Source organism: Pseudopedobacter sp., assembly GCF_040392825.1.
Lineage (GTDB): Bacteria > Bacteroidota > Bacteroidia > Sphingobacteriales > Sphingobacteriaceae > Pseudopedobacter.
In genome coordinates, this window is record NZ_JBEBVH010000011.1 from 13990 (window position 1) to 31405 (window position 17416).

A 17416-nucleotide genomic window follows, 5' to 3' on the forward strand; every position below is an offset into this window, starting at 1 on the left:
CAGAAACTATAAGAAATTCTGAATAGAATCTTTAGGTTGATGTAGATGGGAGCCTTTATGACTGAATACATATTGTTAAATATCATATTAAGCATTGCTGTAGCAATCTATTTATTGAAATTATATGGGAAGAATTACAATTTTAATAACAGCTTGCTGGCTATTGTTATTACATCGGTATTTCATTTGTTTTTTATCTATTTTGATATAGGTATTCCCTTATCCTTATTATATGGGCCTTTAACCTATTTTGCAAATAATTATTCCAGAAACAATATCTATCCTCTGGAAAAGCGAATAATACATACATTACCATTTATTTTATTCGGTATATATTATATAGTAGTACTTTTTTCCGGTTTTGGGCAATTCCGCCTGTCATATTATATACTTTATTTTATCTCAACTTTTATTTCCCTTTCAGCTTATCCGTTTGCAGTCTACCAGCAAATGAAAAGAGAAAAAGAAGGCCCGGATGCAAAGACAACTATGTTACTTGTACAGCTGAATGTTATATGTATTCTGAATGCTTTATTTATACTTTTTCTCATTGTATCCTTTTTTAAAACTATAGATCCTGGTTTTGAGCCGAGGCTAATGGTTTATGCATTATTAGTCACAAGTAGTACACTGATTTCTCTTTATCTGTACAGATCTTATTTCGGTAAGAAAGTAACTATTCTAAATGGGGATCTGGGAAATGATGATAATACCTTAGTTCCTCAGACGATATGGAAACGCTATCAGCGATCTCTTCTGGAAGAACAAACCTTAGAAGAATATGCTTATAAAGTTGAAGAAGTGCTTTCGCAATCAAAATTATATCTGAATTCGGGCATATCCTTAGAAATATTATCCAAAAAAGCAGATATACCAAAACATCATTTTTCGCAGCTATTAAATGTCTATATGGGTAAAAGCTTTTACCAACTAGTTGCAGAATACAGAATTCAATACGCATTACAGCGCATGAGCGAAGATGACAATATCACAATAGAAGCCTTAGCGTACGAATGTGGATTCAGCTCAAAAACCTCATTTAATAAATATTTCAAAGAAATTACCGGGAACTCTCCCTCAGAATACAGATCATTAAAAGCAAATGCTTACAGAGCCGTAATATGTTGAAAGTTATACTTCTAACTATTATTATTCTATCAGTTGTTGCTTTATCCGTGCTTATAAAATTATCTAAGGCCTTTAAGGTAAATTTGACAAGGGCAGACAAGTTTGTGAATCTATTTTTCATATTAACGCTTTTCCACGCTTCCTATATTTTTTTAGTACGAAATTTTTTCAATAATCAAATCTATATAAAAGAGGCTGCTCCTTATGGGTTAATATATAGCTCATTTATATATTTCGGTCTTTCAACGCTTTTAGACTGCAAACTAAAAACCCGTCAGCTTTTAATGCATCTGGCTCCGGCAATTATAGCAACTGGTTTTTATCTGTGTCTGATTATTGTTCCATCGTTCAGAATTAGTTATGGAAAATCATTTATCATGGTTTTATATACCGCCACGTCAATATCAATGATTATATATGTATCCTGGGGGATATGGAAAATGGGTAATGTTAACGATAGTAAATATAAAGAAGTAGTAAATCTGTTTTCGATACTTTCCGTATTAATGATTATGGTAGCTTTTTTATACCTTATTATTTCTTATAACAGAGTTTTTACGCCTAACGAAATCACTAATTCTAATATACCTGCAATTATTGTCTACTTGATTCTGCTATTAGGTGTGATTTTTACCTTTCAATTCAGATTAAACAGAATAATAAAAAACCTGAAAAAGAAAAATTCGGAAATAAAAATAGAAGATAAAGAAGACAATGAGGAAGAAATACACCCATATCAGAAATCTACTTTATCTGCCGAAACATACCATATTTACTATTCAAAATTAGAAGAGATTATGGAAGTACAGAAGCTATACTTAAATAAAGATCTGTCTTTGTCTTTATTATCTAAAGAAATGAAAGTACCTAGACATCATCTCACCCAATTGTTTAGTCAATATATTGGTAAGAATTTCCATAATTACATCAATGGCTTAAGGATACAGTATGCCTGTAGGTTGCTTGCAGATCATAACTGCAATTTAACTATAGAAAATATAGCAGAAGAAAGTGGCTTTAATTCAAAAGTGTCTTTCAACAGATATTTTAAAACATCAATGGGATGCACTCCATCCGAGTACAGGATGATAAAAAACGACTAATTTTATTAGCAGTTTCGTTGTATTGATCGTCGCTTCATTATGGAATCTTTATCAGTTATCAATTTAATCTCCTATTAACCCAAAACTTTATTCTTCCGAATGCCGGCTTTCAATTGACTGTTAGGTGATTGAACTAAAATGCCATTAGGTTCACTAATCATTCACAATTGATTTTTTCTAATATTTTGTTTAAGTGTTGTTTTATAGTTTTTTATGATTTCAGTCTTTTTTGGATAAAGACCTTGCTATGCTTTCCATCCTTAAATTTTGGTAATGTACCATCCATTTTATATGTCGTACATCCCGCTTATATGATACATACAAATGCATATTTATTGGACAAATTTGACCTCAGTTTATCTGTAAAATAAATTCTTATCAAGATGGCAAAAGAAATACGATTTGGAATATTGTTAATATGGGCTTTGTTATTAAACATAAGCTCGTATGCTCAATTTCCGTATGTAAATAGTTTTAAGCAGAGTAATGCAACTGGAATAGTTATGGGAGGAAATCCAGATCCGGCGTACCTTACCAGCGGGATTGATGATCCGGCAGGAGATGGATTTTTACGTTTAACCAAGGTAGCTAATAATCTAACCGGTTATGCTTATATCAAGACATCTTTTCCTTCTAAAAGTGGGGTGAGCGTAGAGTTTGAGTATTTTAGCTATGGAGGTACGGGCACAACAACTAGACCTGATATAAGGGGAGATGGAATTTCTTTTTTTCTTTTTGATGTGGATGAACAGCCCTTTGAGCCGGGACAATTTGGTGGTTCTTTGGGATTTGCACAGCGGAGCGGAAATTTGCCAGGAATGAAAGGTGGTTTCCTTGCAATTGGTTTAGATGAATTTGGAAATTATGGTATTAATAGTGAAGGTAAATATATTGGAACTAATGATGGATTTAAGACAACAACCAATGGAAACTTTTCTACTGCTGTATATGCTAATGGAGGTGTAATATTAAGAGGAGGAGTTGGGCCAAACGGGGAACGTACCGGTACGGATGTATATCCGTTTATCGATGGTAAATTAACACAACCAACCATAGGTGGGCAAGCAGCACATCCAGATTGGATATTGCCGGCAGGCAGTAGGTTTTCTATTTCTACTGATACCAGATATACAAATCCGATACAGGATGGCTATAGAAAGGTAAGGATGAATATAAAGAAAAATACGGGCTCAAACACAGGTTTTTCTATTGATGTAGATATTTTTGTAGGGGGAACAGGGACGCCAAGCGGTTGGGTTCATGTATTGCAGAATGTGCAATATGCAATTGCTGATAATAGGATTCCTGATAGATTTATGGCCGGTTTTGCTTCTTCTACAGGCGCCGCTACAAATTATCATGAAATCAGAAATCTTGAAATTAATGCAGCAATAACTCTTAGCCAGCCCATTGCTGTTAATGATACTGAAACGGGGAACTTTAATACGTCTGTAGTTATCAATGCTCTTAGTAATGATGATGCTACAGCGAATGGAGGACTCTTTGAACAGGGAACGTTGGATTTAGACCCAACTACACCAGGAATTCAAGATACTTATACTGTTCCCGGAAAAGGAACATTTACAGTAACGGCATTGGGAGTGGTTACTTTTACACCTGTTACGGGTTTTACAGGTTCGGCTACAGCAAACTATGCATTTAGTGATGATTATGGAGCAACCTCTAATGTCGCCACTATTACGGTTACAATTGATCCTCCGACAAATGTTCCACCTGTTGCAAATAATGATGCCGGAACAGCCAAAAAAGGAACAACATTAGTAAATATCGATGTAAGCGCTAATGATACAGACTCAGATGGAACAATAGATGCAACAAGTATATTATTAATAGAACCTAGCGATAATAGTAAGAAAACGACAGTTACCATTCCGGGAGAAGGGACTTATACGGTAAACACAACAACCAATACAGTAGATTTTGTACCGGAAGTATCTTTTGCAGGTATTTCAACCGTTAAATATACAATTAAAGATAATGACGGAGCGGAAAGTAACGAGGCAACCATTACAATTACTATAACAGATCCTAAAATAAGTCTGGTAAAAACAGCAGGTGCAGCGCCAGCAGGTGGTTACAAACTAAATGATGTCATTACCTATACCTTCAAAGTAAAGAATGAGGGCGATGTAGCATTAAACACAGTATCCCTTACGGATAATCTGGCCGGAGTAAGTATGCCTTTATTAACAGCGGGAACAGATATTGGCAATGATGGTATTTTAAGTGTAGGTGAAGAGTGGACCTACACAGCAGCATATACTATTACACAGGCAGATGTAGACGCGGCAAAAGTTTCGAATACAGCAAAAGTGACGTCTAAAGATCCGTCCAATAACGATACAGATGACAATTCAGGAACATCAACAACCAATGATGACCCGACAGAAACACCGATAACACAGACCGGTAAGATTACCCTGGTGAAAACGGTAACAGGTACAGCGCCAGTAGGTTATAAACTAAATGATGTAATCACTTATACCTTCAAGGTAAAAAATGAAGGAACGGTAACCTTAAGCCATGTTACGTTAACAGATAACGTATCGGGGGTAAGCACTCCTGTCTTAACCGCTGGCAGTGATGCAGGTAATGACAATAAGCTAAGCCCGAGTGAAGAATGGACCTACACAGCAGCATATACTGTTACACAAGCAGATGTAGATGCAGGCAAGGTCTCCAATACAGCAAAGGTAAGATCGAAGGATCCGTCGGACAACGATCTGGAAGATAATTCTGGAACATCAACAATAAACAATGATCCTACAGAAACACCTGTGGTGCAAACACGAGGTATTTCCTTAGTGAAAACAGCAGGTACATCACCAACAGGGTTTAAGCTGAACGATATAATTACCTATACTTTCGTGGTGAAGAATGAAGGAACCGTAACACTGAAAGATGTTGTTGTAGCAGATCCTCTTCCAGGTTTAAGTTCACTGAACCGTACCGTTGGTACAGGCACAACGCTGGCACCAGGTGCATCATGGACTTATACAGCGACTTATACCGTTAAGCAAAGCGATGTAGATGCCGGCAAAGTGACTAACCAGGCTACAGTAAACTCGAAAGACCCGTCAGATACACCATTAACCCAGGTGAAATCGGATGATCCATCAAAACCGGGAACAGAAGATCCTACAGAAGTTCCTGTAACACAGACTGGCAAAATCACGTTGGTGAAAACAGCAAGTGCTGCTCCAGCAGGAGGTTACAAATTTGGTACTCAGATTACTTATACTTTCATAGTTAAAAATGAAGGAACAGTAACGTTAAAAGATGTAGTGGTAACAGATCCAATGCCTGGCTTAAGTGCAATTACACGTACTGCAGGTACAGGCACAACGCTAGCACCAGGTGCATCCTGGACGTATACAGCTACTTATACGATTACACAGCCAGATGTAATAGCAGGTAAAGTAGTAAACCATGCAATGGTAACGTCTAAAGATCCGTCCAACAATGGTGTAGAGGACGATTCAGGTACAGCAGAAGATAACAATACGCCAACCGAGATTACAGTAACTCCAAATAGTCCTGCAGCTAATGATGACTCTGCCGAAACAGAATTTAACAAAGAAGTGAAAATCAATTTGGTAGGAAATGATCAACCAGATGGTATCCCGTTTGATTTGAACAGTATAGAAATTGTAACATATCCTGCTCACGGAATACCAATTATAAATAGCGACGGAACAGTAACCTATAAGCCTAATAGCGGTTTTACAGGTACAGATGTATTCACTTACCGTATTAAAGACCAGAACGGAAATTACACCAATGTAGCTACGGTCACTGTAAAAGTAACAGGTTTCCGTATACCAAATGTATTTACACCAAATGGTGATGGTAAGAATGACACATTCGTAATCGTCGGAATAAAGGATTATAATAATGCCGAACTGATTGTATTTAACCGTTGGGGAAATGAAGTATTCCGCGATGTTAATTACCAGAATACCTGGGATGGTGGAAACCTTAATGAAGGTACTTACTACTACATCCTAAAATTAAGGAAAGTGGGTGGAGAGGAAGTGAAAAAAGGTTGGGTATTGATAAAAAGATAACAATGTATAAAACCAAACTATCGGTTATATAACAAATCAGTATATGGATAAGCATAGCATAAAAAAAATATTATTAGGTCTTGGATTAGCAGTAGGAGCTCTACTGCCTGCCCAAGCACAACAAAATATACAGTTTACGCAATACATGTTTAACTCTTTAAGTATAAACCCTGCATATGCAGGCTATAAGGAAGAGTGGTTTGCGCAAACAGCACTTCGTAACCAGTGGGTTGGAATAGATGGAGCCCCTAAAACAGGTCAGCTTTCGCTGGACGGGGTAGTGGACCATAATAAAAACTTAGGTATTGGTGTGCAGGTAACAGCAGACAAGTTGGCCTCGCAGACCGCAAATTCTATTTACGCAAATCTTGCCTATCGTTTAAGACTTAATGCCGACGATACACAACGTTTGAGTTTTGGTATTGGAGCCGGTCTTACGCAGTATGGTCTGGATGGAACAATGTTAACACCTATAGATGATTTGGATAACGCCTTGCCCCTGGGTAAAATAGGAAACTTCATTCCGGATGTAAGAATAGGAACTTATTACTACAATCCTAAATGGTACATAGGAGTTTCTTTGATGGATTTATTATCAGGAGATAAATCAAACAGTTTATTCAGATGGGAAGATGGAACTGCTGCAAATATCAAACGCAAGCGCCATGTCTATTTAATTACAGGTATGTTATTCAATCTTTCTGAACAGGTAAAATTACGCCCAAGTTTACTGGTAAAAGAAGAGTTTAAGGGACCTACTACCGAAGATATCAGCGCGATGTTCATTTTCAAAGATAAATTTTGGATTGGTGGTTCATACAGAACGGGAATAGACCTGTGGGATAAAGATTATGACAAGAATCAGCAGGATCTTTCGCAGGGCAATGCCCTAGCAGCTATTGCGCAATTTTATGCTACAGAGAGGTTAAGGATTGGTTATTCTTACGATTATATGCTTAACGGGTTAAGAGGTAACCAAAATGGTTCTCATGAAATTACATTAGGATTAACCTTTGGAAAAGGTTTTAAAAGAATAATGAACCCGAGATATTTTTAATCCATTAAAAAACTGAAAATATGAAAGCAAAATATATATCAAATACTTTTCTAATCGCATTGATGTTAGCCGGCAACATTACAGTATTTGCTCAGGAGCAGCCAGGATTGAGGGAGAGAGCGAACCAGCTTTATTCAGAATATAAATATGCTTATGCCGCGGAAATCTATCAAAAATTAGCCGATAAGAAAAAACCGAAATTGAGTGATCTGGAGCGATTGGCAGATTGTTATCACAAGATGAATGATTATGAAGCCGCAGAAACATGGTATTCAAGAGTAGTGCAGGACCCTGCAAGTAAAGCCGATAACTTATTAAGCTATGGTACTGTATTAAAAAATAATAGTCGTTATGTAGAAGCAAAAAAAGTATTGCAGGACTATATAACAAAAGCAGGAAAAAGCAAAAAAGTAGAAAATGAAATTGCGGGTTGCGATTCTGCTATTGTATGGCTGGCAAACCCTACAAAACACCAGATAAAAAACGAATCAGCAATAAATACAGCTAATGCCGAGTTTAGCACATTTCCAGAAAACGGTAAACTGTATTATATAGGGCAGCCTGATGCGGGCATTTTGAAAACTATAGATGGGCGCACAGGGAATGGCTATTTAAAAGTCTATTCTGCAAACCGTTCGTCGGACAATTCTTTAAATACCTCTCTGTTTGATAACCAGCTTATCTATAATAAAGAAGACCTGCATGTAGGACCTATAACAGGTAATAAGGCAAAAAATGGTTTTTATCTTACGCGTACATATACCGGAAAAGATGCTGCCAAAACTAAGGAAGCAGGAAAAAAATACAAAACAAACAACCTTGAGTTATATATCTATTCCAATAATGGAAATGGCTGGGACATACAACCATTCCAGTATAACAATGTAAAACAATATTCAGTAGGACATGCGGCATTAAGTACCGATGAGAAAATATTATACTTTGTTTCCGATATGCCTGGTGGGCAGGGCGGTACAGATATTTGGTATAGTGAGTTACAGGCAGATGAAAGCTGGGGACAACCTAAAAATGCCGGAACTGCTATTAATACAGAAGGAGACGAAATGTTTCCACATATAGCTGCAGATGGTACACTTTATTATTCTACAAATGGATTGCCGGGAATGGGAGGTTTAGATATCTTCAGCGCTAAAGGAGCCCGCAACCAATGGAACGCAGTAAAAAATATGGGCTATCCTGTAAATTCAGCAAATGATGATTTTTCATTTGTTGTTTACGGACAAGAAGGTTCTGGTTACCTGTCGTCTAACCGAAAAGGTGGCGCAGGAGATGATGACATTTACTCATTCAGTATCATTAAGCAAAAAATAATACTTGCCTTAAAAGGAATAACATATAACAAGAAGACTTCAGAAGAGTTACCTGCGGCGGTAGTTAGTCTGTTAGCAGATAGTAACTCATTGGTATCTAAAACATTCAGCAAAGATAACGGTGCATTTTATTTCGAATTATCGCCTGATAGAGATTACACCATTTTAGCGCAAAAAGAAAAATTTTATGCAGATTCTGTAACGATAAGTACAAAAGGCATTACAGAATCAAAAACTTTTGAAATAGCATTAAGATTAGATCCGCTTTTAGAAAAAGGAAAAACCATACGGATAGAGAATATCCATTATGATTTTGATAAGGATAATATTCGTCCTGATGCAGCCGAAATATTGAATGAGCTGGTGAGAACCTTAAGAGATAACCCTACGATAAAGATAGAACTGGCTTCACATACCGATAGCAGAGGAAGTGATGTTTATAATGAAGACCTGTCCCAAAGAAGAGCACAATCTGCCGTTAATTATTTGGTTAGTCGTGGCATAGCGAGAGCAAGATTAGTTGCAAAAGGCTACGGTGAAAAGCGCTTACTTAACCGTTGTGCAAATGGGGTTGTATGTTCTGTTGCAGAACATCAGGAAAATAGGCGGACAGAATTTACCATTCTGGAATTTTAATAATAATGCTTAATCTAAAAAGAGTAGAAAGATGGCTGTTGAAGATTATGCAATAAATATATCTGTAATTTTAGCAGTTTTAGCTCTTTTCATGGCAATAGGATTATTAAAAGGATGGAAAACTATACATCCTCTCCTCTCATTTCTTAGGAGATGGAATTACTTTGGAAAGAAGGAGCAAGATTCGAATCTTGATGATTCTACAGAAATTGCTGTAGAGGCTCGGATTCAGAAATGGCAAGTATACCTCCCTAAGGGCGTTATGGAGTGGACTGAAGATGTTTTTTATCTGACAGAAAATGGATATAAGAATGATGTTAATAACCTAATAGAATTTTATGTGCCTTTTTCCGCCCGCTTATTTAAAGAACATTATACAGGTGTTATAATTAGTGGGAAATCTTGTAAGCTCGAATTAAAAGTAGTCAATAAGAAGAATGGTAAAAGACAATGGAAGAGGAAAAGAACTTTTCCTGTACGAGATGAAAATGGAATAATAATTGGATTAAAAGGATTTTTACGCCGGCCTGGCCTGTATTAAAGATATGCTTTCAATGTAGTAGTTGTGTTTTTAGATATGCAGACGGTTATTTAGGTGAGAGTGTCTAACTGTTCATATCTTTAGCGTGTTTTTTAATCGGGCCTCGGCGTAAATTATTTTTTATCAGAATGGCCTAATGACTTATCAGGATTCACGATGTCTCTGACCAGTTGTTTTAATTCCTTAATTTCGGGAAATCGGCCCTCTCTCTTTCTATCAAAAATCAATTTGTCACCAATGCTTATCGAATACCTTCCGTTAACTTCGCTGGGCTTTAATAATATGCCATTAACGTCATCGGTAAAAGTAGATAATAACTCTTGGGCCATGTAGGCCGCTCTTAACATCCATCCACACTTAGGACAATATTCAATTTGTACAGTAGGCTTCATTTTTTTAGTTCATTAACCGATAGGCTTTTAGCATTTTATCTTTAACTTTCAGCATTTGAATATAAAAATTATGGAGATGATAAGCAGAAAAATATTCAGATTTGTAACATGAATTTGATTTCTCCTGTTTTATATGTGGTAGGCGCAGGTCCCGGCGATCCTGAGTTAATAACCGTGAAAGCGCAAAAAGCATTGCAAAATGCAAACGTTATCTTGTATGATAATTTAGCGAGCAGAGAACTTCTGGATCTGGCTTCTGAAGATTGTGAAAAAATATATGTCGGAAAGAAGCCTTACGGAGAATATACGCCGCAAGAAGAAATCCTTAATCTGATTAAGATAAAAGCTTATGAAAAAGGCAATGTAGTTCGTCTGAAAGGAGGAGACCCATTCATTTTTGGTCGGGGATTCGAAGAAGTTTTGTATGCCAGAGAGCAGGGCATAGAAACACATTTTATTCCGGGAATAAGTTCTATGCAAGCTTTAGGATTTGAGGATATTCCTTTAACCCATCGTTCTGTAAGCGAGAGTGTTTGGGTAGTTACCGGAACAAAAAAAGATGGCTCTTTGTCTGACGATTTAAAGCTGGCCATGCAGAGCAACGCAACGGTAATTGTTTATATGGGAATGAAGAAAGCGGCGCAAATCGCAGAGACTTATATTCTGCAGGGACAAGGAGATACACCTGTAGCTGTTGTACAAAATGCATCTTTGCCACATAGAAAATCCGTAAAAGGAATAGTGAAAAATTTGGTCAAACTTATAGAAGATAACCAACTTACACATCCCGCTTTAATAGTCATTGGCAAAGTGGCAGATATAGAAAACTTAGGTTATTGAAATTGGAACTAAGATAGCAAGGCCTGAGGATTGGGAATAAAATTTAAAAATTTCTCAAAATTATCTTTGTAGCTATCCTGATTCAATTTATAGAAAAAGGCTCCCTTTTTTGAACTGGATTTATCTTTTTCCTGCAGTTTAACCAACAAGCCGGTAGAGAAAAGTTTTCTGCTAAAATTACGTTTATCTAACTCCGAGCCATATACCTGTTCGTATAAAGCCTGTATTTGCGGAACGGTAAATTTCTCGGGCAGCAATTCAAAAAGAATAGGATGCAATGCCGCTTTATACCGAAGTTTTTTTAGCGCTACATCAATCATATGATTATGATCAAAAATTAGCTGCGGTATTTCTTTTATATCAATCCATTCCGCATGATAAAGATCAGTTATCTGAGTCTTATACTTGTTGATTTCAATAAAGGCATAATAGCCAATACTTATTGTTCTTTCTATAGGATCCCGATCTATGTTGCCGAAAACCTCTGTCTGTTCCATATAAATATTTTCTAAGCCTGTAAGCACTTTTAAAACTCTGCTAGCAGCTTCAGAGGGGCTTTCATCTGGTTGAACGAAACCGCCCATTACACTCCATTTATCTTTTTCGGGTTCAAAACCTCTTTTAATCAATAATACTTTAAGTCTTTCTCCGTCAAAGCCAAAAATAATACAATCAACAGCTACAAGTATTCGGGTTTGTTTAGAGTATTTTCTCATTGTTCGCTACTTCGTTTGCAGGCACAATTTTAGTTATTTTATTCGGATAAACTCAAAATCTCTTTATCCTTCTAAATTCATTAGAAAATAAACTGTTTATTTAACAGTTTTCAGAGGATAAAATTAAAAGGTCAGGGTATGGATTTTAGTAAAATCTGCGTTTAACTGAATTAATTATTATATTGGACATAACAAATCAAACCAAGAAAATGAGAAAAATATTATTGAGTCTTTCCACCGTAGCGATGGTCTTATCGCTTGCATCCTGTAATAATAACCAAAAGCAGGCAGAAGGTAGTGCCGATTCTGTGAATGTAGAAAGTACTATTGTTAGTTTGGATAAAGCTAATTTCGAAAAAACAATAGACGGTAAACAGGTAAGCCTGTACACGCTTAAGAATGAAAATAATGCTTCTGTTACAATAACAAATTATGGAGGCAGAATAGTAAGTATTGTTGTGCCGAACAAAGATGGCGGATTAACCGATGTAGCACTGGGATATGATAAATTAGAAAGTTATCAGGCTAAAGGCGAAGCATTCTTTGGTGCCATTATTGGCAGGTATGGCAACAGGATAGGAAAAGGCAAATTTTCTTTAGATACTAAAGCCTACCAATTAGAACTAAATGATGGTGTAAATACTTTGCATGGCGGAAATAATGGTTTTTATGCAAAAGTTTGGAATGTTGACGAGGTAACTGATAATAAATTGGTGCTAAGTTATATTTCGGCAGATGGGGAAGCGGGGTATCCAGGCACATTAAATGTAAAAGTAACCTATACATTAGAAGCTAATAATTCTTTAAAAATCGATTATGAAGCGACTACAGATAAAAAGACAATCGTTAACTTAACAAATCATGCTTATTTTAATTTGAGCGGAGAAGGTGATTCTACAATTTTAGATCACGAGTTAATGATAAATGCTAATGCAATTACTCCGGTAGATGAAACATTAATCCCGAACGGAGAATTGATGTCTGTAGAAGGAACTCCTTTCGATTTCAATAAACCAACCCGCATTGGCGAGCGTATAGAAGCAGACCATCAACAGTTGAAATTTGGTAAAGGATATGACCATAACTGGGTGTTGCATAAATCTAAGGGCTTACAAACTATTGCTACGGTATATTCTCCAAAGACAGGTATCCAGATGGATGTAATTACCGAAGAACCAGGTTTGCAATTTTATAGCGGGAACTTTTTAACCGGAGCAGAAAAAAATGGAAAAGGTGGAAAAGCGTATCCTTTCCGTTCAGCATTTTGTTTGGAAACACAGCATTTTCCAGATTCTCCAAATCATGCGAATTTTCCTACAACGGTATTGAAACCGGGTGCTACCTATAAAACAACAACAGTGTATAAGTTTTCGGTAAAGAAGTAGAATAGTAATTTTTTAAAAATGCCAATATAGGACAAAGAATGTTTTCTATATTGGCATTTTCAATTTAGCCAAACCATTGATGAAAAATATAAACAGCCTTAGACATTCCTTTGTGCCTTTACAGGAAAAAGAGAACTCGCAATTTATAGTATTGGAAAATGCGAGAAATACACAAATAGGAATTAGCGATTACGGAGCAAGAATTACGCATTTTATCTTGCAGTCAGCTAAAGAGCCTATAGATATTGTTTTAGGATTCGATAAACTGGAAGATTACCTGAGTGCCAGAGAGAAATATCATGGTGTAACGGTTGGACCCTATGCTAACCGAATTGCCAATGGTAAATTTTTATTAAATGATAAGGAGTATATTTTAGCGCAAAATAATGGAACAAACTGTTTGCATGGTGGTTTAACAGGTTTTCATAATAGATTCTGGGAAGTAGAAGAAGTTTCCAAAACTTCGGCTACTTTATCGGTAAAAACGAAGGAAGGAGAAGAAGGTTTCCCGGGTAACTTAACCGTAAAGGTAAAATATACTTTAGGAGAAGATAACGATTTGACCATTGAATACTTTGCAGAAACAGCGAACGATACGGTAATAAACTTAACTAATCATGCTTACTTTAATCTGAATGGTGCAGAGCAAAATGATATTACCTCTCATGTTGTTGCTATTAACTCTTCAAGTTTTGCAGTTGTAGATGACCGATGCATTCCAACCGGAAAATTAAGAGATGTTAGCGGTTCTGCATTTGATTTCAGAGAGCCAAAATCGATTTCTGAAAATATTGAAGACAAAGACGAACAGCTGATTATTGGAAATGGCTACGATCATTCCTTTCAGTTAAAAACAGAAAATAGTGCTGAATTGATTTTTGCAGCTTCTGCTGAAGGAGACATTTCCAAAATTCGCTTAGAGGTTTATACAACCGAACCTGCAATGCAATTCTATACTGGAAATTATCTGGGAAGCGGAGATATTGGTAAAGGAAAAGTGGTGTATCGCGATAGAAGTGGTTTTTGTTTCGAGACACAGCACCATCCGGATTCTCCAAATCGGCCAGAGTTTCCTTCCACGGTTCTGAAAGCAGGAGAACACTTCTATTCAAAAACAATATACAAGGCTATTTTATAAGTGATAGCCTTGACTATGCATTTCCGCTGCCAATAGATGATTGTATCTGTCCTGATCTAAAGGATAATCCCAACAACCCAGATTATGGTGTATCTTGCCTCCAAATCCGGTTTTAAATTTATATAATCCATAAAGCGGATGAGCGGCATCAGCCTTAGGAGCAACACCAAAAAAATCGTATTCGGTACAGCCTTTACTTCTGGCAATATTTATGGCTTCCCATTGCAGCGCATAAGTTGCCATTAAATTTCTGTTGGCAGAAGATGATGCTCCATAAAGATAAGTACCCCGGTTACCCGAAATTACCAAAAACATGGCCGCTAGCGGAACATTTCCATATTCTGCTATTAGCAATTCAACTTCTGCAGATGAATTGGTATCTTCTGCTCTTGCAGTAAGAACAGATTTAAAATAATCTATGCTATTGATAGTTATTTTATTACGTATGGCAGTTTCCTGATAAAGCGCATACCAGATATTCAGTTTGTCCATCCCCGCTTTTTTAACCGTAATCCCTTTTCTGAAAGAAAGATTAATGTTATAACGCGTCTTCGGTTTCATAGAGCTAAGGAGATTATTACTGTCATGCTTAAGATCCAGAAAGATGGTATTAGAGGGCAGTATATCAGAATTTGTTTTTTTCAGATTCCAATTGCTGGTGTTAAAGTTCAATCTGAATTCCTGATATTTTTTTTCGGGAGGGCCAACCCACTGGCCCGTTTCGTCAAAGTGATCTTCATCTTTTGCCCAGTGAGACCTCCAGGCCAGATCATATCGAATTAAAATACATCCTTTTGGAAGATATGAGCGTAAAATTTCAGATAATTCTTCTAGAAATTTGCCCTGATTTTCTTCATGTGGTTCAATCTCTGGTCCATACGGAACATAAGCAATATAATCTGTTTTACTAATATACTGTATGAGTACTAAGAAGTCTCCATACGTATAGGTATGTTTTGATTCTTCATTAAAAATAAAGCTGTTTTCGGTTTTAAAATCAAAAGCTGTAGGTAAGAAACCTTGCTGCTTCTTTACTTCAGACCAAAATGCAGTTTGCTGAATAATGGAAGTTTCAAAAACCTCTTTTAAATCTTTTTTATGTACCGTTAGACTCATTATTATTGGATTTCCGGGCAAAGAAAGCCAATAAAAACATCATTGTCCAGCCTGTTATGGTAAAGCAGATGGTATTGTGAATAAACCAGCCTTTTGTGACCTTATTGTGATCGTTGCTCGTTGCTTGTAACAGCCCACTGGTCTGTTTTGCATTTCGGGCAAATTGGATTCGAGCCAGGTTCTACATTTATTACATAGCCACAACATGTACAACCGTATTCACCGGCGGCGGAGATGACTTTTATCTTGCGATTATATTCCCGGGGCAGAATGCAGAGACCGGATTTAACTTCTTCGTCTTTATAAAAATATATGCTTAAAACACCAGAGGGTTCCAGAATAGCGAGCTTAACCTGGCCTAAGTGGCTCACTCCCTGACTTCTTAGTTCCATGAATAACTCTTCTGTAGAGAGGTCTTCACGCTTAAAATTACTAAAGCAAATTTGCCCATGCTCTATAATATAAATAGGTCTCCCTTCAACAAAAGTCTCAAACTTCTCTGATTTCGAAGAAAGCCATGTGAGTAACCTGTAAAATAGCAAGACGAAGATAAAAACGGCAAGTGCAGGGATCAAGCCAACATCTTCGTAAAACATGGGATCTCCGGCGGCAGAACCTAAAGAGATTATAATAACCAGTTCGAATATAGAAAGTTGTTTGACACCTCTTTTCCCTGTTAGCCTGAGCGTTATTAGGGCGGCCGTGAACATAACGAAACATCTAAAGGCAATCTCTATGAGAAACTCGTAGGGAAGATCGTTAAATAAAATTCGGGGCCAATCACTTAATATTTCCAAGATCTATGTAAATTTAGGAATTGTTAATGTTTGTATTAATTGTGTTTTTAAACAATCAATCAACATTTAGAATTTACATTTGTTTTTTACAGTAGGACGCATTATTATGGCTTCAGTGAATATTCCAAGATTGGATTTGTCTAAATACATCCAGGGAACTGATTCGGAAAAAAAGCAATTTTCAGATGATATTGGAAAAGCTTTTAACGACACAGGTTTCGTAACTATAACAAATCATGGGCTCAGTAAGGAATTAATTAACGATTTATACGAACAGGTAAAAGCTTTCTTTGCTTTATCGGATGAAACCAAATTGAAGTATCAGAAAATAGAACTGGCTGGACAAAGAGGTTATACTGCTAAAGGGAGAGAAAAGGCGAAAGATGCTAAAACACCAGATTTAAAAGAATTTTGGCAAACTGGACAATATGTAGAAGGAGATGATGTGAGAAGAGCAGATTATCCCGATAATTTAATTGTTGATGAAGTTCCGGAATTTAATACCGTAACTCAGGAAATTTATAAGAGGCTGGAAACTGCTGGCAAACATATTTTAAAGGCAATTTCTGCTTATTTAGATCTGCCTGAGAATTATTTTGAGGCCAAGGTACACAATGGAAATTCTATTTTAAGAGCAATTCATTATTTTCCAATAGAAAACCCCGAGGGCTTACCCGCAGATGCGGTAAGAGCGGGGGCACATGAAGATATTAATTTAATCACGTTATTAATTGGAGCAAGTGCCGATGGTTTGGAGGTATTAACCCGTAATGGAGAATGGTTTCCTATAAAAGCACACGGCGAAGACATTGTTGTAAACGTAGGAGATATGCTGCAAAGATTAACCAACAATAAACTAAAGTCTACAACACATAGAGTGGTAAATCCGCCAAGAGAATTGATGAAAACTTCCAGATTTTCTGTGCCTTTCTTTTTGCATCCGAAAGCCAATATGGATTTAACTTGTCTAACGTCCTGTATAGATGCTGCACATCCGAAAGCTTATGAAGATATTACAGCGGGAGAATATTTGGATGAACGTTTAAGAGAAATTGGTTTAAAGATGTAGGTTTTCGAGTATAAAATAGCCAGTATCAAGTTTAAGTATTAATCTAAAATCTTGATAATAGCTGTTTGATATTGGACTT

General features: G+C 36.6%; 14 protein-coding genes. 10 read left to right on the forward strand and 4 right to left on the reverse strand.

Translation table 11 applies throughout. The annotated features are described in order from the left end of the window. The first annotated feature begins 57 nt into the window (after nt 1–57). The 6 genes from ABWO41_RS01590 (at nt 58) to ABWO41_RS01615 (ending at nt 9884) form a co-directional block, all read left to right on the forward strand. Nucleotides 58–1128 (forward strand): helix-turn-helix domain-containing protein, encoded by a 1071-nt coding sequence (locus tag ABWO41_RS01590; RefSeq protein ID WP_353132388.1) that lies wholly within the window; start codon nt 58–60, stop codon nt 1126–1128. A gap of 284 nt (nt 1129–1412) precedes the next feature. After that, nucleotides 1413–2231 (forward strand): helix-turn-helix domain-containing protein, encoded by an 819-nt coding sequence (locus ABWO41_RS01595; protein WP_353132391.1) that lies wholly within the window; start codon nt 1413–1415, stop codon nt 2229–2231. Between the two features lie 383 nt (nt 2232–2614). Then, nucleotides 2615–6319: a CLIPPER-2 domain-containing protein gene (locus tag ABWO41_RS01600; RefSeq protein ID WP_353132394.1), complete on the forward strand. Its 3705-nt coding sequence runs from the start codon at nt 2615–2617 to the stop codon at nt 6317–6319. Nucleotides 6320–6362: 43 nt separating this feature from the next. Further along, on the forward strand, nt 6363–7376 hold the full coding sequence (locus ABWO41_RS01605; protein WP_353132397.1) for a PorP/SprF family type IX secretion system membrane protein: 1014 nt from the start codon (nt 6363–6365) through the stop codon (nt 7374–7376). 20 nt (nt 7377–7396) lie between these two features. Then, entirely contained in the window at nt 7397–9343 is a 1947-nt protein-coding gene (locus ABWO41_RS01610; protein ID WP_353132400.1) for an OmpA family protein, read from the forward strand. A 31-nt stretch (nt 9344–9374) separates the two neighbouring features. After that, nucleotides 9375–9884 (forward strand): PAS domain-containing protein, encoded by a 510-nt coding sequence (locus ABWO41_RS01615; protein WP_353132403.1) that lies wholly within the window; start codon nt 9375–9377, stop codon nt 9882–9884. A 113-nt stretch (nt 9885–9997) separates the two neighbouring features. On the opposite strand, the gene ABWO41_RS01620 is transcribed toward ABWO41_RS01615, so the two are convergent. Then, nucleotides 9998–10276, reverse strand: a complete 279-nt coding sequence (locus ABWO41_RS01620; RefSeq protein ID WP_353132406.1) for an Rdx family protein — start codon at nt 10274–10276, stop codon at nt 9998–10000. 108 nt (nt 10277–10384) lie between these two features. Here ABWO41_RS01620 and cobA point away from each other — a divergent pair, with 108 nt between their 5' ends. Then, nucleotides 10385–11116, forward strand: coding sequence for a uroporphyrinogen-III C-methyltransferase (gene cobA / locus ABWO41_RS01625; RefSeq protein ID WP_353132409.1), 732 nt, complete (start codon nt 10385–10387; stop codon nt 11114–11116). 8 nt (nt 11117–11124) lie between these two features. Here cobA and ABWO41_RS01630 read toward each other — a convergent pair whose 3' ends face one another. Then, nucleotides 11125–11832 (reverse strand): NUDIX hydrolase, encoded by a 708-nt coding sequence (locus ABWO41_RS01630; protein ID WP_353132411.1) that lies wholly within the window; start codon nt 11830–11832, stop codon nt 11125–11127. 209 nt (nt 11833–12041) lie between these two features. Between ABWO41_RS01630 and ABWO41_RS01635 the strand changes: the two genes are divergently transcribed. Further along, nucleotides 12042–13217 carry an aldose epimerase family protein gene (locus ABWO41_RS01635; RefSeq protein WP_353132413.1) on the forward strand — a complete coding sequence of 392 codons (1176 nt, stop codon included), beginning with the start codon at nt 12042–12044 and terminating at the stop codon, nt 13215–13217. 79 nt (nt 13218–13296) lie between these two features. Then, entirely contained in the window at nt 13297–14355 is a 1059-nt protein-coding gene (locus tag ABWO41_RS01640) for an aldose epimerase family protein (protein ID WP_353132416.1), read from the forward strand. Here ABWO41_RS01640 and ABWO41_RS01645 read toward each other — a convergent pair. Continuing rightward, nucleotides 14350–15471, reverse strand: a complete 1122-nt coding sequence (locus tag ABWO41_RS01645) for a lipid II:glycine glycyltransferase FemX (protein ID WP_353132419.1) — start codon at nt 15469–15471, stop codon at nt 14350–14352. The genes ABWO41_RS01640 and ABWO41_RS01645 overlap by 6 nt on opposite strands. A gap of 101 nt (nt 15472–15572) precedes the next feature. Further along, nucleotides 15573–16181, reverse strand: coding sequence for a DUF421 domain-containing protein (locus tag ABWO41_RS01650; RefSeq protein ID WP_353132422.1), 609 nt, complete (start codon nt 16179–16181; stop codon nt 15573–15575). A 193-nt stretch (nt 16182–16374) separates the two neighbouring features. On the opposite strand from ABWO41_RS01650, the gene ABWO41_RS01655 reads away from it, so the two are divergent. Then, nucleotides 16375–17337, forward strand: coding sequence for an isopenicillin N synthase family dioxygenase (locus ABWO41_RS01655; protein WP_353132425.1), 963 nt, complete (start codon nt 16375–16377; stop codon nt 17335–17337). The last annotated feature ends 79 nt before the right edge of the window (nt 17338–17416 follow it).

What these genes read in the sequence shown, in the direction of transcription:
- ABWO41_RS01590 (WP_353132388.1), top strand. Translation starts at nt 58, where the DNA reads ATGACTGAATACATATTGTTAAATATCATATTAAGCATTGCTGTAGCA.
- ABWO41_RS01595 (WP_353132391.1), top strand. Translation starts at nt 1,413, where the DNA reads ATGCATCTGGCTCCGGCAATTATAGCAACTGGTTTTTATCTGTGTCTG.
- ABWO41_RS01600 (WP_353132394.1), top strand. Translation starts at nt 2,615, where the DNA reads ATGGCAAAAGAAATACGATTTGGAATATTGTTAATATGGGCTTTGTTA.
- ABWO41_RS01605 (WP_353132397.1), top strand. Translation starts at nt 6,363, where the DNA reads ATGGATAAGCATAGCATAAAAAAAATATTATTAGGTCTTGGATTAGCA.
- ABWO41_RS01610 (WP_353132400.1), top strand. Translation starts at nt 7,397, where the DNA reads ATGAAAGCAAAATATATATCAAATACTTTTCTAATCGCATTGATGTTA.
- ABWO41_RS01615 (WP_353132403.1), top strand. Translation starts at nt 9,375, where the DNA reads ATGGCTGTTGAAGATTATGCAATAAATATATCTGTAATTTTAGCAGTT.
- ABWO41_RS01620 (WP_353132406.1), bottom strand. Translation starts at nt 10,276, where the DNA reads ATGAAGCCTACTGTACAAATTGAATATTGTCCTAAGTGTGGATGGATG.
- cobA (WP_353132409.1), top strand. Translation starts at nt 10,385, where the DNA reads ATGAATTTGATTTCTCCTGTTTTATATGTGGTAGGCGCAGGTCCCGGC.
- ABWO41_RS01630 (WP_353132411.1), bottom strand. Translation starts at nt 11,832, where the DNA reads ATGAGAAAATACTCTAAACAAACCCGAATACTTGTAGCTGTTGATTGT.
- ABWO41_RS01635 (WP_353132413.1), top strand. Translation starts at nt 12,042, where the DNA reads ATGAGAAAAATATTATTGAGTCTTTCCACCGTAGCGATGGTCTTATCG.
- ABWO41_RS01640 (WP_353132416.1), top strand. Translation starts at nt 13,297, where the DNA reads ATGAAAAATATAAACAGCCTTAGACATTCCTTTGTGCCTTTACAGGAA.
- ABWO41_RS01645 (WP_353132419.1), bottom strand. Translation starts at nt 15,471, where the DNA reads ATGAGTCTAACGGTACATAAAAAAGATTTAAAAGAGGTTTTTGAAACT.
- ABWO41_RS01650 (WP_353132422.1), bottom strand. Translation starts at nt 16,181, where the DNA reads ATGTTCACGGCCGCCCTAATAACGCTCAGGCTAACAGGGAAAAGAGGT.
- ABWO41_RS01655 (WP_353132425.1), top strand. Translation starts at nt 16,375, where the DNA reads ATGGCTTCAGTGAATATTCCAAGATTGGATTTGTCTAAATACATCCAG.